General features: G+C 71.7%; 20 protein-coding genes and 2 pseudogenes. 12 read left to right on the top strand and 10 right to left on the bottom strand.

The window, feature by feature from the left end:
* Window positions 1-912, bottom strand: coding sequence for an SDR family oxidoreductase (locus ACE1OA_RS33745; RefSeq protein WP_356607954.1), 912 nt, complete (start codon window positions 910-912; stop codon window positions 1-3).
* Window positions 913-1,117: 205 nt separating this feature from the next.
* On the opposite strand from ACE1OA_RS33745, the gene ACE1OA_RS33740 reads away from it, so the two are divergent.
* The 3 genes from ACE1OA_RS33740 (at window position 1,118) to ACE1OA_RS33730 (ending at window position 2,796) form a co-directional block, all read left to right on the top strand.
* Complete coding sequence (locus ACE1OA_RS33740) at window positions 1,118-1,531, top strand: MarR family winged helix-turn-helix transcriptional regulator (protein ID WP_384872486.1); 414 nt, start codon at window positions 1,118-1,120, stop codon at window positions 1,529-1,531.
* 101 nt (window positions 1,532-1,632) lie between these two features.
* Window positions 1,633-2,586 carry an IS481 family transposase gene (locus ACE1OA_RS33735; RefSeq protein ID WP_432753904.1) on the top strand — a complete coding sequence of 318 codons (954 nt, stop codon included), beginning with the start codon at window positions 1,633-1,635 and terminating at the stop codon, window positions 2,584-2,586.
* A gap of 33 nt (window positions 2,587-2,619) precedes the next feature.
* Window positions 2,620-2,796 (top strand): hypothetical protein, encoded by a 177-nt coding sequence (locus ACE1OA_RS33730; protein WP_384872784.1) that lies wholly within the window; start codon window positions 2,620-2,622, stop codon window positions 2,794-2,796.
* Here the strand turns inward: ACE1OA_RS33730 and ACE1OA_RS33725 are convergent.
* The 5 genes and pseudogenes from ACE1OA_RS33725 to ACE1OA_RS33705 form a co-directional block, all read right to left on the bottom strand.
* A pseudogene (locus tag ACE1OA_RS33725) lies at window positions 2,772-2,852 on the bottom strand (metal-sensing transcriptional repressor); the annotation flags it as partial. The gene ACE1OA_RS33730 and the pseudogene ACE1OA_RS33725 overlap by 25 nt on opposite strands.
* Before the next feature lie 120 nt (window positions 2,853-2,972).
* A complete protein-coding gene (locus tag ACE1OA_RS33720) occupies window positions 2,973-3,866 on the bottom strand; it encodes a sulfite exporter TauE/SafE family protein (RefSeq protein ID WP_384872787.1) in 894 nt (297 codons plus the stop codon).
* Entirely contained in the window at window positions 3,863-4,444 is a 582-nt protein-coding gene (locus ACE1OA_RS33715) for a rhodanese-like domain-containing protein (protein ID WP_221747383.1), read from the bottom strand. Before ACE1OA_RS33715 ends, ACE1OA_RS33720 begins: the two co-directional genes overlap by 4 nt.
* Window positions 4,445-4,678: 234 nt before the next feature.
* Window positions 4,679-6,067, bottom strand: coding sequence for an MBL fold metallo-hydrolase (locus tag ACE1OA_RS33710; RefSeq protein ID WP_221747384.1), 1,389 nt, complete (start codon window positions 6,065-6,067; stop codon window positions 4,679-4,681).
* An 86-nt stretch (window positions 6,068-6,153) separates the two neighbouring features.
* The gene (locus ACE1OA_RS33705; RefSeq protein ID WP_073815243.1) at window positions 6,154-6,477 is read right to left on the bottom strand and encodes a rhodanese-like domain-containing protein; all 324 of its coding nucleotides are present in this window, start codon (window positions 6,475-6,477) and stop codon (window positions 6,154-6,156) included.
* A 188-nt stretch (window positions 6,478-6,665) separates the two neighbouring features.
* Here ACE1OA_RS33705 and ACE1OA_RS33700 point away from each other — a divergent pair, with 188 nt between their 5' ends.
* The 3 genes and pseudogenes from ACE1OA_RS33700 to ACE1OA_RS33690 form a co-directional block, all read left to right on the top strand.
* Window positions 6,666-7,952, top strand: coding sequence for an MFS transporter (locus ACE1OA_RS33700; RefSeq protein ID WP_384872792.1), 1,287 nt, complete (start codon window positions 6,666-6,668; stop codon window positions 7,950-7,952).
* A gap of 207 nt (window positions 7,953-8,159) precedes the next feature.
* Window positions 8,160-8,315, top strand: a complete 156-nt coding sequence (locus ACE1OA_RS33695) for a rhodanese-like domain-containing protein (protein ID WP_384872795.1) — start codon at window positions 8,160-8,162, stop codon at window positions 8,313-8,315.
* A pseudogene (locus ACE1OA_RS33690) lies at window positions 8,312-9,029 on the top strand (sulfite exporter TauE/SafE family protein); the annotation flags it as partial. The gene ACE1OA_RS33695 and the pseudogene ACE1OA_RS33690, both read left to right, overlap by 4 nt.
* 77 nt (window positions 9,030-9,106) lie before the next feature.
* Here the strand turns inward: ACE1OA_RS33690 and ACE1OA_RS33685 are convergent.
* The gene (locus tag ACE1OA_RS33685) at window positions 9,107-9,385 is read right to left on the bottom strand and encodes a metal-sensitive transcriptional regulator (RefSeq protein ID WP_384872798.1); all 279 of its coding nucleotides are present in this window, start codon (window positions 9,383-9,385) and stop codon (window positions 9,107-9,109) included.
* Window positions 9,386-9,631: 246 nt separating this feature from the next.
* Here ACE1OA_RS33685 and ACE1OA_RS33680 point away from each other — a divergent pair, with 246 nt between their 5' ends.
* A complete protein-coding gene (locus tag ACE1OA_RS33680; protein WP_432753903.1) occupies window positions 9,632-11,944 on the top strand; it encodes a hypothetical protein in 2,313 nt (770 codons plus the stop codon).
* A gap of 428 nt (window positions 11,945-12,372) precedes the next feature.
* Here ACE1OA_RS33680 and rph read toward each other — a convergent pair whose 3' ends face one another.
* Window positions 12,373-14,970: a rifamycin-inactivating phosphotransferase gene (gene rph, locus ACE1OA_RS33675; protein WP_432754123.1), complete on the bottom strand. Its 2,598-nt coding sequence runs from the start codon at window positions 14,968-14,970 to the stop codon at window positions 12,373-12,375.
* A gap of 606 nt (window positions 14,971-15,576) precedes the next feature.
* On the opposite strand from rph, the gene ACE1OA_RS33670 reads away from it, so the two are divergent.
* The 3 genes from ACE1OA_RS33670 to ACE1OA_RS33660 all read left to right on the top strand — a co-directional run bounded on the left by ACE1OA_RS33670 (window position 15,577) and on the right by ACE1OA_RS33660 (window position 17,808).
* Window positions 15,577-16,185: a TetR/AcrR family transcriptional regulator gene (locus ACE1OA_RS33670; protein WP_356601427.1), complete on the top strand. Its 609-nt coding sequence runs from the start codon at window positions 15,577-15,579 to the stop codon at window positions 16,183-16,185.
* Entirely contained in the window at window positions 16,182-17,222 is a 1,041-nt protein-coding gene (locus ACE1OA_RS33665; protein WP_432753902.1) for a DMT family transporter, read from the top strand. Before ACE1OA_RS33670 ends, ACE1OA_RS33665 begins: the two co-directional genes overlap by 4 nt.
* 157 nt (window positions 17,223-17,379) lie before the next feature.
* Window positions 17,380-17,808 carry a hypothetical protein gene (locus ACE1OA_RS33660; protein ID WP_432753901.1) on the top strand — a complete coding sequence of 143 codons (429 nt, stop codon included), beginning with the start codon at window positions 17,380-17,382 and terminating at the stop codon, window positions 17,806-17,808.
* Between the two features lie 16 nt (window positions 17,809-17,824).
* Here the strand turns inward: ACE1OA_RS33660 and ACE1OA_RS33655 are convergent, their stop codons facing one another.
* Window positions 17,825-18,166, bottom strand: coding sequence for a YrdB family protein (locus tag ACE1OA_RS33655; protein ID WP_384872811.1), 342 nt, complete (start codon window positions 18,164-18,166; stop codon window positions 17,825-17,827).
* Between the two features lie 327 nt (window positions 18,167-18,493).
* Between ACE1OA_RS33655 and ACE1OA_RS33650 the strand changes: the two genes are divergently transcribed.
* Window positions 18,494-20,920 carry a SpoIIE family protein phosphatase gene (locus ACE1OA_RS33650; RefSeq protein WP_432753900.1) on the top strand — a complete coding sequence of 809 codons (2,427 nt, stop codon included), beginning with the start codon at window positions 18,494-18,496 and terminating at the stop codon, window positions 20,918-20,920.
* A gap of 195 nt (window positions 20,921-21,115) precedes the next feature.
* Entirely contained in the window at window positions 21,116-21,301 is a 186-nt protein-coding gene (locus tag ACE1OA_RS33645) for a hypothetical protein (protein ID WP_384872816.1), read from the top strand.
* A gap of 138 nt (window positions 21,302-21,439) precedes the next feature.
* Here the strand turns inward: ACE1OA_RS33645 and ACE1OA_RS33640 are convergent, their stop codons facing one another.
* On the bottom strand, window positions 21,440-24,535 hold the full coding sequence (locus ACE1OA_RS33640) for an AfsR/SARP family transcriptional regulator (RefSeq protein ID WP_432753899.1): 3,096 nt from the start codon (window positions 24,533-24,535) through the stop codon (window positions 21,440-21,442).
* Window positions 24,536-24,632: the final 97 nt, after the last annotated feature.

Below are 24,632 nucleotides of genomic sequence, written 5' to 3'. Positions count from 1 at the left end.
TCACGCCTCCGGGGCCTGGGGCGCGGGGATGCCGTAGGTCTCGGGCGCGGCGCCGACGCCGGCCGGCCACTCGGCGGCGATGGCGTCGGCGCTCCAGCCGCCGGCGGCGAACGCGACCGCCTTCTCCTTCGGGTGTGCCCAGAGGGCCAGCCGGTCGCCGCCGATGCCGATGGCCTGTCCGGTCACGCCGTCGGAGGCGTCCGAGGCCAGGAAGGTGATCAGGCCGGCGACGTCCTCGACGGTGCCGAGGCCCTCGTCCTTGCGCAGCCAGTCCGGCAGCGGCTCGCCGGTGCGCTCGGCCTCGTCGATGACCGGGGCGAACGCCGGGATGGTCCTGGTCATCTCGGTGGCGGCGACGGGGACGACCGCGTTGACGGTGATGCCGGCGCGGCCCAGCTCCATCGCCCAGGTGCGGGCCATGGCGACGATGCCGGCCTTGGCGGCGGCGTAGTTGGTCTGGCCGAAGTTGCCGCGCTGGCCGGCGGGCGAGGAGATGAGGACGAGCCGGCCTCCGGTGCCCTGTTCGCGCATGCGGACGGCCGCCGCGCGGGCGCAGGTGAAGGTGCCGCGGAGGTGGACGCGGACGACGTCGTCGAAGTCGTCGTCGGTCATCTTCCACAGGACGCGGTCGCGCAGGATGCCGGCGTTGGTGACGAGCACGTCCAGGTGTCCGAACGCCTCGACCGCCGCGTCCACGAGTCGCTGGGCGGCCTCGCCGTCGCCGACGGCCGCGACGACGCCGGTCGCCCTGCCGCCCTCGGAGGTGAGGGAGGCGACGGCGGCGTCGACGGTGTCCTTGTCGACGTCGTTGACGACGACGGCGGCGCCCGCGGCGGCGAGCGCCTGTGCGTAGGCCAGTCCGAGACCGCGACCGCTGCCGGTGACGACGGCGACCTTGCCCTGAAGATCCATGAGGGGCCTCTCGTGAGGGAGGGAAGAGGAATGCCGAAAGCGCCGGCCCGGGCCGGAATCGACAGGAATCCTGATGAACGCCAGTCTGGATAATCAACAGGATTCCTGTCAATGCCCTACCCTGGGGAGACGCCGCCGGCCTGGTGGCGCGACCACGGGGACTTCAGCCACCCGCGCCGAACACCACCACCACGGGAGGTCGGACATGAGCACCTCGCTGCTCTACCTGATCAAGAGGACGGAGCTGGCGGTGCGCGCCCGCCTCGAGGAGCTGCTGAAGCCCGCCGGGATCACCGCGCTGCAGTACACCGCCCTGACGGTGCTGGAGCGGCACGACGGCATCTCCGCCGCGCAGCTCGCCCGCGACTCCTTCGTCACCGCCCAGTCGATGGCCGACATGGTCCGCGCGCTGGAGAGCCGTGACCTGATCCGCCGCGAGCCCAATCCCGCCAACCGCCGCGAGCGCCTCATCCTGCTCGCCACCCCGGGGCGGCAACTGCTCGCCGAGTACGCCGAACCGGCCCGCCGCCTCGAGGAGCGCATGGTCGCCGACCTGAGTACCGAGGAGATCGGCGTGCTCCGGGAAGCCCTGGTCAGGACGTGGCGGTCGCTGTCCTAGGTGTATTGATCACGGACGTTGTTGACACGGTTGGGTCTTGAACATGGCGAAGGCCCCCGTGTGTGGTGGAGGTGTCGAATCTTCACCGCACGGAGGCCTTCGTGTCCCACCGTAATGCCCGACTGACCGTCTTCGGGAGACGACTGCTGGTCGAACGTGTCGAATCGGGCCGTCCGGTCGCTCATGTCGCGGCCGAGATGGGCATCTCCCGGGCCACCGCCCACAAATGGATCCGCCGTTGGCGAGCCGAGGGACAGGCCGGGCTGCACGACCGTTCCAGCCGCCCGCACTCGACACCGCACCGAACCCCGCCGGCGATCGAGGCCCGGGTCTGCGACCTGCGCCGGGACCGCAAACTCGGACCCGCCCGGATCGGCCCGATCCTGGGCCTGCCCGCCTCCACCGTCCACCGCATCCTCACCCGCCACCACCTGCACCGGCTCACATGGCTGGACCGGCCGACCGGCACGGTGATCCGCCGATACGAACGCGACCGGCCCGGCGAACTGATCCACGTGGACGTGAAGAAACTCGGCCGGATCCCCGACGGCGGCGGCCACAAGACCAACGGCCGCGAGGCCGGCCGGCCGATCCGCGGCATGGGCTTCGACTACGTGCACTCCGCCGTCGACGACCACTCCCGCCTCGCCTACAGCGAGATCCACGCCGACGAGAAGGTCGCGACCTGCGCAGGCTTCCTGACCCGCGCGGCCGCCTTCTTCCACAGCCACGGCATCGACCACATCGAGCGAGTCCTGACCGACAACGCCTGGGCCTACCGCAAGGGCCTGGCCTGGAAAAACGCCCTCGCCGAGCTCGGTGCGACCGGAAAGCTGACCCGTGCCTACCGGCCGCAGACCAACGGCAAGGTCGAACGCTTCAACCGCACCCTGCTCGACGAATGGGCCTACCTGAAGCCCTACCACTCAAACAACGAGCGCACCGAAGCCCTGGCAGACTTCCTCCACACCTACAACCACCACCGCTGCCACACCGCACTCGGCGGCAAACCGCCCATCACCCGTGTGAACAACCCTGCGAGTCAATACACCTAGGAGCATCTCCAGGACCAGGCCGGGGACGGTGAGGTGGTCGGCGAGCGCGGTGAGCTCGGCGGCGTCGCGGCCGAGCCGCTTCATCTCGTAGACGGTGAGGATGACCCGGCAGTGCGGGGCATGCGCCTTGACCTCGCGGGCGGCGCCGAGGGCGGCCTCGAACTGGGGGCGGACCCGGATGTGGGTGCTGATCTTCTGGCCGCGAGCTGAGTGACGACGTCCTCGCACTCCCGGCCGGACTCGACCATCTCGATCACGGCGGCCAGCTGTCCCTGCGCCCGCCTGAGGCGGTTTCAGGACCGACTTCATCGATTCTTCGTCCACCTGCACCGGAATTCACCCCCTTCGCCCCCCACCAGGCACGCCTTGGAGCAAGCGTTCTTACACTATTTCGATGCCGCATCCTGGTGGACACGGACCATCGGCCGAGGGCGGGACGTCCTTGAGCGCCTCCGTATTCGGGTGGCGACCGCGATGGTCACCCCGGCTCCGAGGACGGCCCAAGTGGCGGGGTGGGTCCAGACGGCGGTGTCCAGCTGCTGGGCGAGGACGAAGACGCCCATGACGACGACGAACCAGCCGAACGCCTTGCGCAGCGCGTCCTGCGGGATGCGTCCGGCGAGGCGGGCGCCGATCAGGCTGCCGATCACAGCCGCCACGGTCACGGTCAGGGCGATGCCCCAGTCGACGGAGACGCCGGAGAGGTGGCCGGCGAGTCCGGCGAAGGACTTCATCGCGATGACCAGCAGCGAGGTGCCGACCGCGATGCCCATCGGCAGTCCGCCGAGTATGGCCAGGGCTGGAACGACGAGGAATCCACCGCCGGAACCGACCAGGCCGGTCACGGCGCCGACGACGAGACCCTCGACCGCGATGTGCTTCAGCGGCAGGTCGCTGTGGGCGGGCCGGACCTTCTTCGCCCCGTCACGCGGCTTGCGGAGCATCGCGTAGGCGGTGGCGAGCATCATCAGCGCGAACGCGATGAGCAGGACGGTGCCGGGGATGTACTCGGCGACGCGGCCGCCGACGTAGGCGCCGGCCATGCTGAAGGCGCCGAAGAGCAGCCCGGTCCTCCACCGCACTCGGTGGGCCCGCGCGTGAGGGATGAGGGCGGCGAGGCTGGTGACGCCGACGACGAACAGCGACGTGGCGATGGCCTCCTTGGTGTCCTGTCCGACGAGGTAGACCAGGATCGGGACAGTGAGGATGGACCCGCCGCCGCCGAGGATGCCGAGGCTGACGCCGATGAGCAGAGAGACCGCGACGATGAGGGCGGTCACGACGCGCTCCGCAGCTCCGCGATCACGGTGCGGACGTCGGTGCGCGGGCCGCGGTTGTACGGGAGCTTGGAGAGCAGCACGCCCATGGCGCAGGAGTTGCTCAGCGCCGCGTAGGTCAGGCCGGCGCCGATCGCCGTGCCGATGAGGTGGGCACCGGGGACGGCGATGCCGATGAGGCCGGTGGCCAGGACGACCGAGCCCGCGACGAGGCGGACCTGGCGCTCCATGTCCCACCGCTCGGGGCCCCGCTCCACGGGAGCGCTCGTCGCCTCCCAGGCGGTGATCCCGCCCTCCAGGACACGGAGGTTGGGCAGACCGGCCTGTGCGAGGGCCTGCTCGGCCTCCTTCGCCCGCTGTCCGGAACGGCAGACGAGCACCACCTCCTCGTCCAGGTGCGAACGCAGCTCCGCGCGGTGCTCGCGCAGGGTGCTCAGCGGCACGTTGTACGAGCCGGCGATGTGGGCGGTGCGGAACTCGCCCGGGGTGCGCACGTCGAGCAGGCGCGGGGCGTGGCCCTCCTGGACGAGACGGTGCAGGACGGCGGGGGTGATCGACTGGATGGTGCGCTCGGCGCTCATGCGGGACTCCGGAAGGTTTATACGGGTGGGGGTATGCAGTACACCGTGGGCCGTGGCGACGGCCCAGGCAGACAGGGGTGAGGGGCCGGTCGCGGGCGGGGCAGTGCGGCCCCGCCCGCGACGGGGCGGAGGAGCGGGGCATAGCGGCCCCCGGCTCCGGCGCGGGCCGGCGGTGCACGGCGGGAAGAGCCCGGATGTTCCGTGCCCGTCGGCGGTTGGTGAGCGGTCGGGCGGTCAGACCTCGGCGGATCCGGCCGCGAGGGCCCAGGCGGCCCAGCCGCCGAGGATGTCGGAGACGTCCTCGATGCCGCGGTGGCGCAGCAGGCTGGCGGCGATGGAGGAGCGGTGGCCGCCCGCGCAGTGCAGGACCAGCGGCCGGTCGGTGGGGAGTTCGCCGATCCGGGAGGACAGTTCGCTCAGCGGGATGTGCAGGGCCTCGGGGATGAAGCCGTTGGCCTCGCGCTCGCCGCAGGTGCGGACGTCGACAACGAGCGGCGGGTTGTTTCCGGCGAGGACGGTCTTGAGGTGGGTGGCGGTGAGGCGGCTGGCGGGGGTGACCTCACCCTCCATCACCCGCAGGGCGTCCTGGGGATTGCGGACGTAGCCCACGACACGGTCGAAGCCGATGCGGGCGAGGCGGGTGACGACCTCCTCCTCCCGGTTCTGAGGCGCCATCACCACCAGTTCCTCCGCGGGGTCCAGGACGGTGCCGGCCTGTTCGGCGAACCGGCCGTCGGCCGGCACGTTCACCGCACCGGTCAGGTGCCCGGCCGCGAACTCCTGCGGATCACGCGCGTCGACCGCCACGGCGCCACCTGCCCGCAGTCCGGCGAACTCCTCCAGGGACAGCGGACGGGCCGTGGCTGCGGAGTCGTACAGGGGCCGCTCCCTGCGGTTGAGGTCGGCGTCGTAGGCGAAGTAGCCCGGTGCGGCGGACTGTCCCGCCGTCACCAGCGCGACGAACTCCTCCCGACCCATCGGGGCGCAGGCGTAGTTGGTCGCCCGCTGTTCCCCGATCGTGGAGGACTTCTCCGTCGACAGGTTCTTCCCGCAGGCCGAGCCGGCGCCGTGGGCGGGGAAGACTCGGACCTCGTCCGCGAGGCCCATCAGCTTGTTCTGCACACTGTCGTGCAGCATTCCGCCCAGCTCCTCAGCCGTCACGCCCACCGACGCCAGCAGGTCGGGGCGGCCGACATCACCGATGAACAGCGCGTCACCCGTCAGGACCCCGTACGGGACGGCGTCGACGGCGTGTTCGTAGACGAGGACGCTGATCGACTCCGGGGTGTGCCCCGGTGTCTCCATGACCTCCAGCACCACATCGCCCAGGGCGATCCGCTCGCCCTCGGCGAGGTGACGGACCGGGTACTCCGTCTCCGCCCGCGAGCCGTAACCGATCCACGCGCCGGTCTCGTCGGCCATCTCCAGGTGGCCGGCGACGAAGTCCGCGTGGAAGTGGGTGTTGATCACGCCGACCACGGTCAACCCGTGCGCCCGCGCATCGGCGAGGTATTCCGACACGTCCCGGCGCGGGTCCACGACGACCGCCTGACCGGTCTGCTCGTCGGCGATCATGTACGACGCCTGGGACAGGCAGTCGAGGTAGTACTGGGCGAAGAACACGGCGAACCTTTCGACGGAGAAAGCGGTCGCGGAGCGGAAGCCACGCGAGACGGGAAGAAGTGCGCTGAGGGTGGGCGGCCGGCCGTTCAGGCGGCCCGGACATCCGTGCCGCGCACGACCGGGCGACCGGCACGGGCCCACCCGGAGGTGCCGCCCGCGACCGAGACCGCGCGGAGGCCGGCGGCTTCCAGGTGCTCCGCGGCCCAGGCGCTCCGGTTGCCGCTCGCGCAGATCACGTAGACGAGCCGGTCGGCGGGGAGCGCGGCGAGGTGGGCGCCGAGCTCGGAGAGCGGTGCGGTGCGCACCCCCGGTACGTGACCGGCGCGGTACTCGTCCGGTTCCCGTACGTCGATGGCGAAGGCGCCCTCCGCCAGTTCGGAGGCGAAGACGTCCAGATCCACTTCACGCATGGAAGGTCACCCTTTCAGATACCCCCCGGGGTACTTACGACGCCGACTGTAGGCAGAGGCGGCGAGAGAAGTCAAATACCCCTAGGGGTATCCCCCGTCACGGTCCCCACTTCTGCGGGAAGGGGCGGAGAAAATACCCGTGGGGGTATGGTGGTCTGCGGATATCGGAGTGGATAGGAGAGATCGAGATGACACGAGGGATCACGGCGAGGCGGCGCTCGCCCCCCGTCGCCCCCTCGCCCGGCGCCGTGCGGCTGGGCCTTCGGGAGAACCGGGCGCAGTTCGTCCTGCTCGTCCTCGTCACGGCGGCGGTCGGGGCGCTCGTCGGTCTGGAGCGGACGACGGTCCCCCTGATCGGCACCGAGGTCTTCGGGCTCGCCGGGAACCTGGCCGTCTTCTCGTTCATCGTCGCCTTCGGCCTCGCCAAGGCGCTCACGAACCTTGCCGCCGGTGTGCTCACCGCCCGTTTCCGGCGCAGGCAGCTCCTGCTGGCGGGCTGGCTGATCGGCGCACCCGTGCCGTTCGTCCTCGCGTGGGCGCCTTCGTGGTGGTGGATCGTGGCCGCGAACGTCCTGCTCGGCGTCAACCAGGGGCTGACGTGGTCGATGACCGTCAATATGAAGATCGACCTCGTGGGACCCGGCCGCCGGGGGCTCGCCACCGGCCTCAATGAGGCCGCCGGCTACGTCTCGGTCGGTGCCACCGCCCTGCTCACCGGCTATCTCGCCAACCATTACGGGCTGCGCCCCGCCCCCGAGCTCATCGGCGTGGTCTTCCTCGCCGCCGGACTCGGACTGTCCCTCCTGGCCAAGGACACCGCCGCCCACCTGGCCCTCGAACTCTCCCGCCACCCGGCGCCCCCGGGCGGCGAGAACGGCAGGCCGTCCTTCAAGGAGACCTTCGCCCGTACGTCATGGCGCGACCGGTCGCTACGTGGTGCCAGCCAGGCGGGTCTGGTCAACAACCTCAACGACGGCCTGACCTGGGGCGTCTTTCCGCTTCTCTTCGCCGATCACGGACTCGGCATCGCCGCGATCGGCCTGATCAAGGGGCTCTACCCGCTCGTGTGGGGCATCGGCCAGATCCCGGCCGGCCACCTCGCCGACAGGGTCGGCCGCAAGCCGCTCGTCGTGACGGGCATGCTGGTCCAGGCGGCGGCACTCCTCCTCGCCCTCCTCCTCGACCGCCCTCTTCTCGCCGGAGTCCTCTCCGCCTTCGGCCTGGGTCTCGGCACCGCGCTGGTCTATCCGGCGCTCATCGCCGCCGTCTCCGACCACGCCCACCCCTCCTGGCGGGCCCACGCCCTCGGCACTTACCGGTTCTGGCGCGACATCGGCTACGCCGTCGGCGCCCTGACGGCGGGCGTCCTCGCCGACGCGCTGGGCCTGGATGCCACTGTCCTCGCCGCCACCGTCCTCACCGCGGCCTCGGGCCTCCTCGCCGCCCGCTGGATGACCGACCACCCCCGAACCTGACCGACACACGCTCCGCCAGGGCCCCCTCGGGGCGGCCCTGGCCGAGGCGCCGGGCGGACGGAGTACGAAGGGTCCAGTAGGGTGAGCCGCCGCCGTGCCCCGCCTCCGCGCACCGGCGGGCACCGCTGACCAATCGCGTACGGAATCCCGGGTGCCGGGTGGTCAACGCCCCGGGTTGTTTCATAGGCGGTCGCTCGTGAAACACCCATGATCTGCCGTTCCGGGAACCGCTCCCAGCAGGCCGCGCACCTGCTCGCCGAGCGCGGTGTTGCGGCGGTCGACGTCACGGGCGGGATGTGCGCCTGGGCCGATCCGGGTCTGCCCGTGAAGGACGCGCACGGGGCGGCGGGCACGGTCACATGACCGCGTTCGTTCTCGTGCTGCTCGCCGGGGCTCTGGTAGGTCTCGCCCTGGGCACTTGGGGCTGGCGGGAGCATCCTGACCGTCCCCGCCCTGATCTACCTGCTCGGCTTCAGCCCGGCCGAGGCCACTACCGCCAGCCTGATCATCGTGATCGTCACCTCGCTCACCGCGCCGCTGGCTCCCGCCCGGGCGGGAATGGTGCGCTGGCGGGCCGGTCTGCTGTTCGCCGCGGCGGCCGGCCTGCTGTCCGCACGCATTCCCGCCGCTGTGCCGACCATGGCATTCGCAGCCCTCGCCATGTTCGCCGGGCTGCGCATGCTGCGCCGGCGGACACCGTCCGAGGACGCGACGGCGTCGGCGCCCCGCGCAACGGGAGCGGGGGCCGTGCTGGGCGCGGTGACCGGATTCCTCGGCGTCGGCGGTGGCTTCCTCGCCGTCCCTGCCCTGGTGACGGCACTGGCGGCACCGATGAGCGCCGCCGTCGGCACCAGCCTGCCGGTCATCATCGCCAACGAAGCGGTCGCCCTCGCGGCCCGCGCGTCCACCCAGGTCAGCCTGGACTGGTCCCTGATCATGCCGTTCATCGCGACGGCGGTCCTGGGCGCCTGCGACGGCAAGCGGCTGTCCGCGAAGGACCAGCCCGCCGGCCTGCAGCGGGTCTTCGGCACACTGCTGCTGACCGTGGCCGCCGTGATGGCGACCGGCGTCCTGCTGTGGAAGACCCGTGGGGCCAGCCGCGGACGCCCCGTTGTCGGTGCGTTTGCGGCAGGCCCCACGGGATGCGAAAACTCTCAGGCCAGGGAAAGGAACAGCTTCTCCAGCCGGGAGCGCATCTGCGTGGAGTCCTGTACCTGCGGGTCCTCGCTGGTCATGCACTGCTGCAGGCCCGTCGCGATGATCGAGAACCCTGCCCGGTCCAGCGCCTTGGAGACCGCCGACAGCTGCGTGACGACGTCCTCGCAGTCCCGACCCTCCTCGATCATCTTGATCACTCCCGCGAGCTGACCCTGCGCCCGCCGCAGCCGGTTCAGCGCCGCCTTCAGTTCCTCGGCACTCATGTCGAGTTGCACACCAACCTCCTCACATACCCCCATGGGTATCCTACCGTGGGAGGAACCGCCCAGAAAGGGCGAGTCCGAGGGCGCCGAGCCGGTCCTCCATTATTTCGCGGTAGTGCTGGCGCAGTTCACCGCGCTGTCCGGGGCTTCCTGAACCTCGATGATCCGGACCGCCGCAACACCGCGGTGCGGGCGAGTATCCAGGCGGCGACCACTCTCCTTCCGTCGGAGGGCGACCGGCGCTTCGCCGAGCTCGGTGTGTTCGCGGAGGACGAAGCGATCCCGCTCCCCGTGATCGCGCTCCTGTGGAGGGTCACCGGGGGACTGGACGAGGCGAGGTCGCGGCTGCTGTGCAAACAGATGGCGGATCTGTCGCTGCTGACGATGGCGGATCTGTCGCTGCTGACGATCGATGCCGGCGTCCCCGGCGGAGCCGTCGCTCTGCATGACGTCGTACGTGACTATCTGCGCGCCGAGCTGGCGTCGGATGTTCCGGCGGTGAATGCCGCGCTGCTGAGCGCGATCGCCGCCACCCTCCCTCCTGATCCGGCCGCCGGCGCGGCGTGGTGGGAGTCGTCCGAGGGGTACGTTCAGGACCATCTCATCGAGCACCTGGTGGATGCGGGGCATACCGTGCAGGCGGAGGCCGCGGCGGGCAGTCTGTTATGGGTGCGTGCTCGGCTGCATCAGCGGGGCCCGACCGCAATCTGCCGTGATCTGGAGCGCATCGGCACCCGCACCGCGCTGTCCTTGTCGAGGCAGCTGGCGCGCGCGGCCCACCTCCTCTCCCCCACCACTCCGAGCCACGCGCTCGACGCGATCCTGTGCAGCAGGATCACCGATGCGCCGCACTGGGACCCCTCCGCGCTCCTCGCAGTCACCCCTGCTCTGGTCAACAGATGGTCCCCGCCCGACCTGCCGGACCCGGCGTTGATCCGCACCCTGACGGGTCATACCGAATACGTGAACTCCGTCGGCGCCGGCCCGGACGGCGCATGGATCGCCACGGCCGGCAACGACAAGAGCGTCCGTATCTGGGACCCCGCCACCGGCACAACCCTGCGGACTCTTCCCGGCCATACAGGATGGGTGACCGGCGTGGCCATCAGCCCCGACGGCACGTGGCTCGCGACAACGGGCGACGAGGGCACCATCCGTCTCTGGGACCCGGCCACCGGAACCCCTCTCCGCACACTCACCGGCCACACGGCAGCCGTCAACTCAGCCGCCGTGAGTCACGACGGCACCTGGCTCGCCAGCGCCTCGAACGACAAGACGGTCCGTATCTGGGACCCCACCACCGGAACCGCACTCCGCACACTCACCGGCCACACAGGTTGGGTGACCGATGTGGCCATCAGCCCCGACGGCACGTGGCTCGCCACCGCCGGCAACGACAGGTCCCTCCGCATCTGGGATCCGGCCACGGGCAGGCTCCTCCGCACACTCACCGGCCACGCGGATTGGATCAGGGCACTCACCGTCAGCCCGGACGGTTCGCGGATCGCCTCCGGAAGTGACGACAAGACGGTCCGGATCCGGGATCCGGCGACCGGTGAGTCGTTGAGGACGCTCACGGGCCACACCGGTGCCGTGAACGCGGTGGCCTTCAGCCCGGACGGCACGTGGCTCGCTACCGCCGGCAACGACAGGTCCATCCGTATGTGGGACCCGGCCACCGGCACCCCGATCGAGACTCTGACCGGGCGTGCCGGCGCCATCACCACGGTGACGGCCGGCGCACGGGGCATCCTCGCCACGACCGGCGAGGACGGCATCGTACGTAGTTGGGACGCGTCGACGGGTACGTGCATCGACACCTGGACCGGTCATACGGGCGCTGTGAACGCCGTGGTCCTCAGCCCCGACGAGGTCTACCTCGCGACTGCCGGGGACGACGGCACCATCAGGCTCTGGCTGACCTTTGCCGGGAGCGCCGTTCGAACCCTGACGGGTCACACGGGTGCGGTGAAGTCGGTCGCCTACCATCCCGACGGAAACCTGCTGGTGAGTGGGGGTGACGACGGAGTGGTGCGCCTTTGGGATCCGGCCACGGGGGAGATCGCCAACCGCTTCTGGGGCCGCCGTGGCGCGGTCAACGCGGTGGCGTTCAGCCCGGACGGCAGCTGGTTCGTCACCGCGGGCGAGGACGCGACGGTTCGACTGTGGGACCCCGACACCAGGTCCCACGAGCAGCTGCAGACCGGGCACGTGGGCTCGGTGGAAGTACTGGTCGTCGGCGAGAACGGCCGGCAGATCATCACCGCCGGCGACGACGGCACCGTGCGGATCTGGGACGTGGCCACAGGTGCGGTGGTGAGGACCTTGAGGGGACACGGAGGCGCAGTGACCTCGGTAGCGGTGAGCTCCGACGGCGCACGCATCGCCACGACGAGCATCGGTGGTGCGCTGCTCGTCCGGGAAGCCGGCCGCGACGAGCCGCTGACCATGATGCGCACGGACTCCCGTCTGATGTCCTGCGCCTGGAGCCGCGATGGTTTCGCCCTCTTCGCGGGCGGCGGGGAAGGCCTGTTCTGCTACGACTTCCAAGCCGGGTCACCCACTGTGTGAAGCCGTCGGATTCGGGGCGCGCCTCGAGAAGGGGAACGCCGGTGGAGAGGCCACCTCACGGATCGCCACCACCGGTGGCCGCCTCAGTGGTCAAAGGTCATGAGCTCCACCGTTCGCAATACTCGATGTGGATCTCGCGGGCGTCGCCGAGGACGCCGGTGCACAAGCGCAATCGTGTGCAGAAGTGCGAGAAGACCGAAGGGAGATGACGCTTGTGCTCCCTTGCAGTGCCGTGGCCGAGTTCGTCGGCGCGGGCGGCGGGACGCCGCGGGCTCGGTCGGCGTCACTCCCCCGCCCGAGGGTCCGTCGACGGGCCAGAACGTCCGTCGACGGACCAGGATCCTGCCTGCGCGACCCCCGAGCCGGCAGCCGCTCTTCCCCGCCCACGCCCTCGCGCCCCCGCCGGCCGGAGGCTTGGAGACCTCCGGTCAGGACAGGATCTCGACGTAGCCGTCGGTGCCGTGCACGCGGATCCGCTGCCCGTCGCGGATCAGCCGGGTGGCCTGCTCCACGCCCACGACGGCCGGCAGGCCGTACTCCCGGGCGATCACCGCGCCGTGGGTCATCAGGCCGCCCACCTCGGTCACCAGGCCCGCGATGCCGACGAACAGCGGCGACCAGCTGGGGTCCGTGAAGGGCGTGACCAGGATGTCGCCCGCTTCGAGATCGGCGTCCGCCATGTCGAGGATGACGCGGGCCCTCCCCTCGACGGTCCCGGCGGACACCGCCAGTCCGGTCAGGGCGCCGGCCGGCACGTCGTCGCGCCGGTACGACCCGGTGACGGCCTCACCGTCCGACGTGAGCACCCGGGGCGGCGTGAGCGCGTGGTACGACCGGAACGCCTCCTTGCGCTGCTCGATCAGTCGGCCGTCGGCCCGGTTCGAGCGCGCGACTTCGTGGAACTCCTGGAACGTGAGGTAGAAGACGTCCTCCTTGTCGGCGAGCACACCGGCCCGTTCGAGGCGCCCGGCCTCCTCCAGCAAGGCCTGCTTGTAGACGAAGTAGCGGCTGATGATGCCGTACTTCGGGTACTCCCGGTATCCGATGAAGGTGCGGACCCGATCGATCATCCGCTTGGTCTCGTCGGCCTTCCGCTCTCCGTCCGGCAGGGCGCGGAGGCGTGCCAGCACGTCCTGTTCCTTCTTCTGCGCCTTCTCCCGCCCTTGCTCGAAGCGCCGTTCGGCTGCGCCCGGGTCGAAGTTCCTGACGTTGTCGAGGATCACGGGCACGAGCGTGGAAGGGCGCTCGCGCCAACGCGGCCTCGTGATGTCGATCTCGCCGACGCAGCGCACGCCGTACCGGTCGAGGTACGTCTCGATGGCGTCGCGTGCTTCGGTGCCGCCCGTGAGCTTCGGCAGCTCGTCCAGGAAGCCGTCGTCCTCGACGCCCTGCAGGAAGGACACCACCTCCGCGTGCGGGCGGATCACGTCCGCGACGTCGAGCAGCGCCAGTCCCATCTCCGACGTGATGTTGTCGGGAGCCGACAGGGTGAGCGTGTCAGCCGCGTTCTTCTCGCCCAGCCACTCCCCCAGCTTGTCGTTGAGCCACCATGTGGACTCCATCCCCGCCATGAGCGCCTGAAAGCTCAGCGGATCGCTGAGCACCCGCTTGTGTTCCTCGAACGCCTCCAGCAGGAAGTCGAACAGCGCCGGTCCGCTCTTCGTCCGGATGTCACGCTCCAGGGCGGCGATGGACACCTCGCTGCGCTCGATCAGCTCGGCGACGACGGCCGGATCGGTCTCGATCGGGTCGGGCGCGCCGGCGGCCGGAGGTCCGCCGGGGACCACGTCCGGGAGCGACGGGATGAAGTCCTCACGTTCGAGGACGGTCTCCAGAGCGTCCCTGACCAGCGGATCCCCCTTGCCCACCGCGTCCAGGAGGGCAGCGCGGCTCGCGGGCGAGGCCAGGCGCCGGGTGACGTCGACGAACAGCCTCCCGCCGGCCTCGTGCATCGGCACCATGGCCGTGAGCTGCCACATGGAGAACCCCAGGGGCTTCATGGGGTCGGTCATCATCTGCCCGTGGCCGACGGAGACATAGACGTGCTTCTCCTGGTCGCCGGCCTCGGGGATCGGGAACAGCGTCGTGATCGGCCGGCTCTGCACGATCCGGAAGTCGTCGTCGACCAGGCACCATTCGATGTCCTGCGGGCGGCCGAAGTGCGCTTCGATCCGTCGCCCCAGCCGGACGAGCCGTACGACCTGCTCGTCCGTCAGGGCCGGCTGCTCCTGAAGCTGCGGGGCGATCGCCACTTCCTCCGTACCGCCCTCCAGCAGGGCGTGAACGGCACGCTGCTTGGCGCCGATCGTCCTGGCGACGACTTCGCCGTTCCGCACCTTGAAGACGTCCGGGTTCACCAGGCCGGAGACCAGGGCCTCGCCGAGACCGAAGCCGGCGTCCACGGTGGCGACCTTCCGGTCTCCGGTGACGGGGTCGGCCGTGAACAGGATGCCGGCCGCGTGGGAGAAGGCCATCCGCTGCACGACCACGGCCATGTGGACCGTGCGGTGGTCGATGCCGTTCCGCCGGCGGTAGGTCACGGCCCGCTCGGTGAACAACGAGGCCCAGCAGCGGCGGACGTGCCGGAGGATCTCCGGCGCCCCCACGACGTTCAGGTAGGTGTCCTGCTGGCCGGCGAACGAGGCGGTCGGCAGGTCCTCCGCCGTCGCGCTGGACCGGACGGCGTACGCGGCTTCCTCACCGCACCGGTCGAGCGCGCGGGTGATCGCCGTCGCGAGATCGCCCGGGACGGCGGTCCCTTCGATGGTCCGGCGAATCCGCGCGCTGAGCGTGCGCATGGCCTCCCGGTCGTCCGCGTCCACGCGCGACAACCGGTCGAGCAGATCATCGATCGACGGTGCTTCCGCCATGACCCGCCGGAAGGCGTCCGTCGTCACGCAGAAGCCGCCCGGCACGTGGACGCCTTCGATCCGGGACAGTTCGCCCAGGTGCGCGCCCTTGCCGCCGACGACCGCGACCTGCGCCGCGTCGGCTTCCTGAAGGTCCAGCACGTACTGCTCGCTCACTGCGACACCTCCGAGGCTGCCGTTCTCCCTGTCACTGCGGTGGCCGATCGGGTCACCGGCGCCTTCCACTCCGTCGAACCTGTTGTCGCGCACGTCCTCATCCCTCGTTGCCCTGCCTCTGGCGGGCCGGCCGGCCGCTCCGCCCCGACCGGGCGGTGCGCAGGCAGGCACCCCCCGTGTCGAGCACCCGCGGCCGCCCTCCTGTCCCGCCACCGTCCGACGTCACCACATCCCGCGGACGTCGCCGACGAAACACACCGTCGGGACCCCGTTTCCGCAGGTTGTGGGCATAGGCCGACGATTGTGCGCCCTGACCGGGGCCTTGTGGCAAGTCCCCCTGTGCGCTATAAGTTGAGAGCGGCAAGGAGAGAACTCTCCTTGCCTTTCGTATGTTCCGCGCCCGGGAACCGACAGGCGCTCCGCGCCCTGCGTGAACAACTCCCCTCACCGCGGTCGACTTCGGCGTCCGACCACCCGGCCGCCGACGGCGCGGCGTTCCGTCCGTCGCGCTCGCCTCACCGGCCCCCTCCGACGCTCCGCGTCCCCGGGCGCACGACCCCCCAATTGATTAGGTAGACTGGTCTACCTAATCAGAGGAGGAGTGGCATGCCCGAGACCGCGCCCGCGACACCGCGGCCCGCGAGACGGCGAGGAGCCGCGCGACAGAAGCTGCTCGCCGCGGCCGCCCGGCGCTTCTACGCGGACGGCGTGTCGGCCACCGGCATCGACGCGATCACCGCCGAAGCGGGCGTCGCGAAGATGAGCCTGTACAACAACTTCTCCTCCAAGAACGAACTGGTGCTGGCGTACCTCGACGCTCGGCACGAGGAATGGCTCGGCCTGTACCGGGACCGGCTCCAGGGCGCCCGGGACGGCCGCGACGGAGTACTGGCGGTCTTCGACGCCTACGCCGACCATGCCCACTTCGCCTACGAGCGCGGATTCCGTGGCTGCGGACTGCTCAACGCGGCGGCCGAGCTGCCCGCCGGGGACGAGGGCCGGGACGTGGTACGCCGTCACAAGGAAGAGGTCGAGGCCCTGCTCGCCGAGCACGTCGGACAGCTGGTGCCCGACCGGCCCGAGGAAGCCCGGGCGGTGGCCGAGCAGTTGGCGTTCCTGCTGGAAGGAGCGATGGCACGTGCGGGCCTCGAGGGCTCGGCAACGCGGGTCGAGCGTGCGCGGGCGATGGCAGCCGACCTGCTGGCGCGGCTGTGAACAGGCCCGAGGGACGCAGGACCGCGTCCGCGGGCATGGGGTCGCTGTGCGTCCTGGCCGCCTCGTTGCTGTGGGGCACGACCGGCACCGCCGCGACGTTCGCCCCGGCCGTGGGACCGCTGGCGATCGGGGCCGTCGCCATGGGCCTGGGCGGACTGCTCCAGGCCTTGATCGCCGCGCCCCGGATCCGACGCGAGGCCCCCCGCCTGCGCGCGCGGCGTGGTGTGGTGCTGCTCGGCGCCCTGGCCGTGGCCGCGTACCCGTTGGCGTTCTACAGCAGCATGCACCTGGCAGGGGTCGCCGCCGGAACGGTGGTCTCGATCGGCTCCGCCCCGCTCGCCTCCGCGCTGATCGAACGGGTCGCCGACGGCCGCCGACTCACCCGTCGCTGGATCACGGGGGCGGTTCTGGGACTGTCCGGAACCGTCCTGCTCTGTGTGGCCGAATCCGCCGGCGCGCCCTCCGGTCCCGAAGCCCGCTCCGTCGGCACGACCGTGCTCGGCGTGGGCCTCGGCCTGGTCGCCGGGCTCACCTACGCCCTCTACTCCTGGGCGGCGCACCGCCTCATCCACCGCGGCGTGAGCTCCGCCGCGGCCATGGGCAGCGTCTTCGGGATCGGCGGACTGCTGCTCCTCCCCGTACTCCTGGCCACCGGCGCTCCCCTGCTGGAGTCAGGGCCCAACGCGGCCGTCGGTGCCTACATGGCCCTCGTCCCCATGTTCCTCGGCTACGTCCTGTTCGGCTGGGGCCTCGCACAGGTCCCGCCGAGTACCGCCACCACGCTGTCCCTTCTGGAACCCGCCGTCGCGGCCATGCTCGCCGTCCTCGTCGTCGGCGAGCACCTCCCCCTGCTGGGCTGGGCAGGCGTCACCCTGGTCGTCGGCTGCCTCGCCGTGCTCACCACTCCCTCCCGCAGCATGACCGAGCGCCGCACGGTCGCCGAGCGGCACGCCCCCGCGCCCGGCGGGGAGGGCGCGCACCGGCCTCACCGTGCGGCGGTCGAGGACGGGGATCTTGCGGCCGCTGGAGACCGCTGAGGCCCCTCCGGGCGGGGGCGACGGCGAGGGACTGCTCTCCCCCTCGCCCAGGGGCCAGGTTCCCCTGCGGCTCGGAGGCTCCCGGCCGAAGTCGCCGCGCCTCCACCTCTGTAGAGTGCGGCACGGATGTGGGCCGCGACGGCGACCGGGGGGCACCGTGAGCGACGTAGTGACCGATCAGCGCGCCACGGTGCGGCCGTGGCACGTCTTCGCGTTCGGCTCCGTGCTGGCGTCGATCGCGTCGTTCGAGCGGGTGCACGGTCTGCGGTCGGGCCGCCAGTACGTGCTGTGCCACCAGTCACCCGCTCTGAACCACCTCACACTCGTGGCGCTCGCGCTGGTCGCCGGCGCGTTCCTGATGGCCGTCGTCGGCGCGGCGACCGCGACGATGCGGAGCACGCCCTCCCGCCCTCCGTTCCTGATCGCCTGCATGGTGGCCGCCCTGGCTTTCGTGGTGGCTGCCGACAGGGTGGACGCCGGCGGCGAAGAGCGGGCGGCGCAGCTGACGGCCGAGGCCGTCGGTGAAGGCAGGTGTGACTACACGCCGCAGGTCTACTCGGCCACTCCCGGCTGGTTCTCCTGGTGATGCCGCCGGGGCGGACTCAGTGCCTGAGCAGCCACAGGACCCGGTCCCACGACAGCAGGTGGTACACGATCAGCGCACCGGCGAGGATCACGGCGAGGCCGTGGTACCCCTCGGCGTACAGCGCCGCCGCACTGCCGAAGAACACAGCCAGCTCCAGCAGGAACCGCAGCGGACCAGGTGTCGCAATCACCGTCCCCCCGGACCGGGACGCGTCGTCCGGGGTGGCGAACACTCCCCACAGCGCAGCCACAGCCAGCGGAACGGCGACAACGGAGACGTACCGCAGGGGAGCCGGCACGGCTGCCCAGGCCCAGAGCCCGAAGCACGTCAGAGCCAGCAGCTCCAACACGAATCTCACCCCGAGAGTCAACGGGTGAAAGCCATACCCCCACGACATACGCGCAATTCCTTCCGCCGCACCCCCTCCATGATCACAGACCGTCGAACGGGAAGACCACCCATCGGACTTGCTCATCGACAGGGCGTCTCCACCCGCCTGCACCACCTCGGTGTCGGCCTCACCACCCGCCGTGAGTGGCGGCGGTGACGGCGGTCGACCTGCGGGTCGCCGTGGCCCGTGCTCGGCGCGTACCCCGAGCCGACGACTCGGCGTGTCTCTTTACCGAGCCGGGCGGGCGGATGCGACCAGAATGGGGCGATCATCCCGAGGTGCTCCGGAGGTCTCATGAACGGTCCCCGCCAGGCCGACCCCAGCCCGCCGACGCCTTTGGACGGGACCGTCGCCGCCGTGGTGGACCGCAACGGCATCCTGGTCTCGTGGACTCCCGGAGCGGCCCGCCTGCTCGGTCACCAGGGCCCGAATCCGGCGCCCCTGGGCCGTCGGGCACGGGATCTGGTCGCCCTGCGCCGCCCCCTCGGGGGACCCGAGCCCTGTGGGGGCGCCCCGGGCGGCAGGGTGCTCGGCCTGCGTCATCGGGACGGCGGCACCGTGGACGTCTGGGTGCGGCTCATGCCGCTCGCCTCGAGCCCCGAGGGTGACGGCGTCCTCGTACTCGGCCTCCCGATGGACACCCTGGCGGACTGGCGCGACAGCCTGGCCATCGGCTTGGCGGCGCTGCGGCAGGAGGAGTTCCAGATCACCCTTCACGACAGCGAGCTGCGGGTGCGGCGCAGCAGTCCGGAGGTCGCCCGCGCCGGGCGGCTGAGCGCGGGCGGGGATCTTCTCCGCGAGATGCCGCGGCTGGGTGTGGAGGGATCCGCGAGCGACGTGCTGCGTGAGGTCATGGCGACGGGCGTGTCCGTGGTGGACGAGTCCGGCCTCCTCCGTGGGGCCGTACCGGACGCCCGGGACCGCGTCTACGCGCTGACCGCCGCCCCGGTGCGCGACCTGTGGGGGCGGATCGACGGGGCGTTCTCCTCGCTCATCGACGTCACCGAACGCTTCCGGTCGGCGGACAGGCTGGACCTCGTCTACCGGGCCTCTCGCGGAATCAGCCGGAGCCTGGTGGCCGAACGCATCGCCGAGGACCTGGTGGACTTTCTGGTGCCCGCGCTGGGTGACCTCGCGGCCGTGGAGTTCTTCGAGGGGCTCGGTTCCGGCACGGAACCGCCTCGCCGGGTGGAGGGCCTGCGCGGCGACTTCCGGCGCGCCGCCGTGAAGAACATGCACGGCCCCTGGCCCGACGACCAGGTGGCCGTGGGCGAGTTGCTGCCGGAGGTGCCCGACGGGCCCGGCTTCCGCAACCTGGAGCGAGGGGACGTGCTGGTCGGCAACGGGCCCGGCGACTACCTGGAGTTCCTCGGCAACGGCCCCGGCGTACGCCGTATGACTCCCGCGGGCGCGCACGCGTCCATGGGAGCCGCGCTGGTGGCGCGCGGGCACGTCCTGGGGTACGCCCAGGTGTTTCGCACGCGGCGGCCGTACTCCTTCGACGGGCAGGACGCGAAGCTGATGAAGGAGATCATGAACCTCGCGGCCCTCGCCATCGACAACGCCCGCCGCTACACCCATCAGCGCCGTACGGTGGCGGCGCTGCGCAGCAGTCTCCGGCCGCCGGTCTCGGGCAGCACCGCCGCCGTGGACACGGCCGGCTTCTTCCAGGCGGCCGCGGGGGACACGGGTGTCGGCGGGGACTGGTTCGACGCGCTCCCGCTGTCGTCGTTGCGGACGGCGCTGGTGATCGGTGACGTCATCGGCCACGGGTTGCCCGCGACGGCGACCATGGCACGCCTGAGGACGGCGATCCACACGCTCGCCGATCTCGACCTCGGGCCCGACGAGTTGCTGACCCGTCTGGACGACCTGGTCCAGCGCATGGCCGCCGAGGCGGAGCACCCCGACGCCGTCGGCGCCACCTGTCTCTACGCGGTCTACGACCCGGTGACGCGGCTGTGCCGGTTCGCCAGCGCGGGCCATCCTCCACCGGCCGTGGTCGCCCCCGACGGGAGCGTGACCCTGATCGACGTCACCCCGGGCCCGTTCCTCGGGGTCGGCGGCATGCCGTTCGAGATGGTCGAGATCGAACTGGATCCCGGCAGCGTGATCGCTCTGTACAGTGACGGGCTCCTCACCGGTGACGTCGCCGGCGCGGGCTCCGGCAGTGCGGTCGACGCCGATCTGATCGACCGCCTGCGCGACGCGTGCCGGCCGGGGCGGCCGCTGGAGGCCGCGGGCATGGATCTCGCCGCCTCGGCCGCCCACGGTCGTCGGCACGCCGATGACACCACCGTGCTCCTGGCCCGGACTCGGGCGATCGCCTCCGCCGACGTGGCCGAGTGGGAGTTCCCCAACGATCTGGAGGCGGTCGCCCGGGCGCGACGACTCGTCAGCGCGCAATTGGACCGATGGGGTCTCGACGATCTGGTCTTCACCACCGAACTCGTGGTCAGCGAACTGGTCACCAACGCGATGCGCTACGCCGGTGGTTCCGTCGGCCTGCGCCTGATCCGTGACCAGGTGCTGGTGTGCGAGGTCACCGACACGAGCAACAGCCACCCGCGGCTGCGCAGGGCCGTCAGCACCGACGAGGGCGGGAGGGGGCTGTTCCTGGTGGCTCAGGTCACGTCGCGTTGGGGCAGCCGCTACAGCGAGTCGGGCAAGACCATCTGGACGGAGCAGCCCATCTCACGGCAGGAACCCCCGCAGCCGTGACGCGGTCGGCCTTGCGTGGGGTGGCTGTCGGCCCCTACCGACCCGAGAGGGTCCTGGGTGGTCCGAACCGGCCCACATCGACACGCTCTATGTCAGTGCTGTGACGTTGCCGGACCGGTTGTGTGCGGATGTCGCTGTTCGGCAACGCGCCGTCACGGCCCGTCCCCTGGCGGCGACCTGTCCCGTTTGCGGCACATGACGAAGCATGCACACGAACATGACGAGTACGTCTCCGGAGTCCGTGCCGAGCTTCTGGGCGACGACTGGGCGGACGCACCCGACCCCGCCGACCATGAGCACGTGATGTGCCCGTTCTGCGGAGCACTGGAAGAGGCCGACCGGAAGGCAGGCCGCCGGACCGACCGGAAGCCCGGAAGGTGACGCCCGCCCTCGGGCACTGACCGCCGCGGAACCCGGGGCGCGTGGAGCCGCCGGGTTCGCGGTGCGGGCGGCGTGGTGCAGGAGTCGCGAAGCCGGAATCCTCACGCCACCGCGGCCGGCGGGGCGCTCCCCCGCGGGTCAGTCGATGTCGCTGAGTCCGTCGCGTGCCAGGCCGAACTGCCGTGGGTGGTCGCCGGCTCCGGGCAGCGAGAGGGCGGCCTGGAACTCCTGCCGTGCCTCGGTGCGGCGGCCCGCCGCCGCGTAGGTGCTGCCGAGACGGATGCGGACCTCCATCTCCAGGCCGGCGCTCGCGTGCCGGGTGAGCGCGGCCAGGGCCCGGTGGTGGGTCTCGACCGCGGCGTGCAGGCTGCCTTCGAGCTGTTCCACGGTCGCCAGGCGGGACAGGCTCGCGGCGCGCAGGGGCAGGTCCTCGGCCTCGCGGGCCAGTTCGGCCGCCCGCCGCAACAGGTCCTTGGCCTCCGTGTACTGGCCGAGGGCCAGGTGGGTGTCGGCGGCGAAGCACAGGACGTTGCTGATCGCCCTGGGCCGGCCGTTCTTCTCGGCGATGGCGAGTGCGGCCGCGTTGTGCGCGAACGCCTCCTCGTGCCGACCCTGCTGGGAGCGGATCGCACCGAGGCTGCAGAGCGAGATCCCGGCCAGCCAGCTGTCGTCCAGCCGGGCCGTCAGGCTCACCGCCTCGTCCAGGTGCGCGACCGCCGCCTCGATGTCCCCCAGCATCCATTCGGCGACGCCCGTCCCGGCGATCGACCGGGCCCGCTCCCGCGGGTCGCACCGATCGCCGCCGTGGCGCAGCGCTTCGGTGAACCAGCTCCGTGCCCGGCGGAGCCGCCCGAGGTAGAGGTCGACCATGCCCGACCAGTTGCGCAGCGAGACGGGCATCCGCCGGTCGGTGGCCAGGTCCGCGCAGGGCAGCGCAAGTTCCAGCGCGGCCTGGCACTCGTGGTACTGGCCCTGCCGGACCAGGAATTCGATCAGGGCTTCGGCGATCCAGCAGGCCTCGTCGAACCGGTCGGCGGCCGCCGCGTAGGCCACCACGTCGACCAGTTCTCCGCCCGCCGCGTGCAGCCATGCGGAGGCTTCCCGCCAACTGCCGAAGGGGGACGTCGTGACGTCGGGGCCGGTCGAGAAGCCCTCGGGACCCCAGTCGCCGGCGGTGCGGCCTGCCACGGTGTAGAGGCGCAGGACGGCGGCGCGGTCCGCGTCCGCCTGCACGGGCGCCTCGCCGGCGAGGCGCCGCGCGTGGGCCCGTACGAGATCGTGCAGCCGGTAGCGGCCGGGGTGCGGCTGCTGCAGCAGGCTCGCGTCGACCAGGCCCTCCAGCAGATCCTCGGCGTTCTCCCGGGAGTCGCCCAGCATCGCGGCGAGGGTGAGCGCGTCGAATCCGGCGGTCGGCACCAGTCCCAAGGCACGGAAGGTGCGCTGCTGTTCGGGCGTGAGCTGGTCGTACGACATCCGGAAGGCGGCTTCCACGCTCCGGTCCTCGGCGCGCAGCTCGCCGAGGCTGCGCGCGTCGTCCGACATCCGGCCGGCCAGGAAGGCCAGGCTCCAGGACGGCCGGTTCTGAAGCCGGGCGCTCGCGATCCGGAGCGCCAGGGGCAGGCCGCCGCACCGCCGGGCGAGCTCGAGAGCCGCCTCGGGTTCCTGGTCCGCGCGGGGCTCCCCGAGGAGCTCGCGGAGCAGGCCGACCGCCTCGCCCGTGCCCAGGGGCTCCACGGTCAGCCGTAGGTCGGCGTCGAGGCCGGGCAGCCGCTGCCGGCCTGTCACCAGGACCCGGCTCCCCGGTCCTGCGGGCAGCAGGGGACGCACCTGCTCGGCGCTGCGGGCGTCGTCGACGACGACCAGCAACCGGAGTGCGCTCGTGGCGGCGCGCCAGGCCGTGACCAGGTCGTCCAGGTCCTCCGCGTCGTCGGGGGCGTCGGGGGCGTCGGGGAACGCGTCGCCGCCGGCGCGGACCGTGCGGAGCAGCCGGCGCAGTGCGCGTCGCGGGCCGCCCCTCTCCTCGGGGGCGCCGTGCGCGTGGAGGTCGACGAACAGGCACCCGTCGGGATGGGCGTCGGCGAGCGACCAGGCGGCGCGCACGACCAGGGCGGTCTTGCCGACCCCCGCCGTGCCGTCGACCGCGACCACGGACACGGCCGTCGGGGACATGGGCGCGGTGAGCAGGGCGAGTTCCCTCTCGCGGCCGACCAGGCAGGCGGTGTCACCGGGGAGGTCGCTGCGACGGGACCGGGGAACGACGGCCGGATCGGACCCGTCGCGGAGCCGACGGTCGGGCACTGCTCGCGCGGGGTCCGGCGGTGCCTGCGCCGGGTCCAGCGGTGCTCGCGCGGGGTCCGGCGGTGCCTGCGCGGGCGGGTTGCTCCGGGGAGCGAGGACGGCGGCCGCGTGCGGTCCCGCCGACCGGCCGAGCAGGAACCGGTCGTCGCGGCGCAGGACGGCCTGGTGGACGCCGCGCAGTTCCTCGCCGGGCTCGACACCCAGGTCGTCGAGGAGTCTCCTACGCGTCTCCTGGTGGACGGCCAGCGCCTCGGCCTGTCGGCCGCTGCCGTAGAGCGCCCGCATCCGCAGTGCGGCGAGCGGTTCGTCGTGCGGCCGGGCCAGGGGCGCGGCCAGGAGTTCGTCCAGCGCGTCGGGGTAGCGGCCGAGCGCCATCAGGCATTCCGCCCGGTCCTGGTGCAGCGTGCGTCGCCGGCGGGCGAGGCGCTGCCGCTCGCTGTCGGCGAGCGGCCCCGGCAAGCCGGGCAGGGGTTCGCCGCGGAACAGCTCCAGGGCCCGACCGCCGTGCTCCAGTGCGGCGTCGAGGTCTCCGGTGACCTTCGCGTGCCGGGCCCGGGATGCCTCTTCGGCGAGCTCCGCGAGGTCGGTCCGCGCCTCGGCGGGCACGAACCGGTAGCCGCCGCGTCCGCTGTGGATCACCGACCGGTCGGGCCCGGCTGCCGCCGCGTCGAGCGTCTTGCGCAGCGCGTAGACGTAGCTCGGCAGGACCTGACGGCCCGTACCCGGTGGGTCCGCTCCCCATACGTCGGCCAGGAGTTGGTGATGGGTGACGAAGCTCGGCGCGCGCAGGATCAGGGCGGCGAGAACCGCCTGCCGTCGTATCGGGCCGAGCGCGAGCGGTGCGTCGCCGCGCCGGGCCCGGACCGGCCCGAGCAGGTCGATCCGCAGATCCGCGTTCGTCCCCGCCCCGCCTCCGCCCGATCCCTGTGCGTGCACGCCCACAGCCAAGCCCCCGTGTCCCCCGTGCCTGCTCACTCTCTCAAATCCCTGGTTCATGCGGATTTCATCGGCCTTGCAGCGCCGCACGGAAGAG

Source organism: Streptomyces sp. JL2001 (assembly GCF_050917515.1).
Classification (GTDB): domain Bacteria; phylum Actinomycetota; class Actinomycetes; order Streptomycetales; family Streptomycetaceae; genus Streptomyces.
This window is presented reverse-complemented; position numbering and strand designations above follow the sequence as displayed.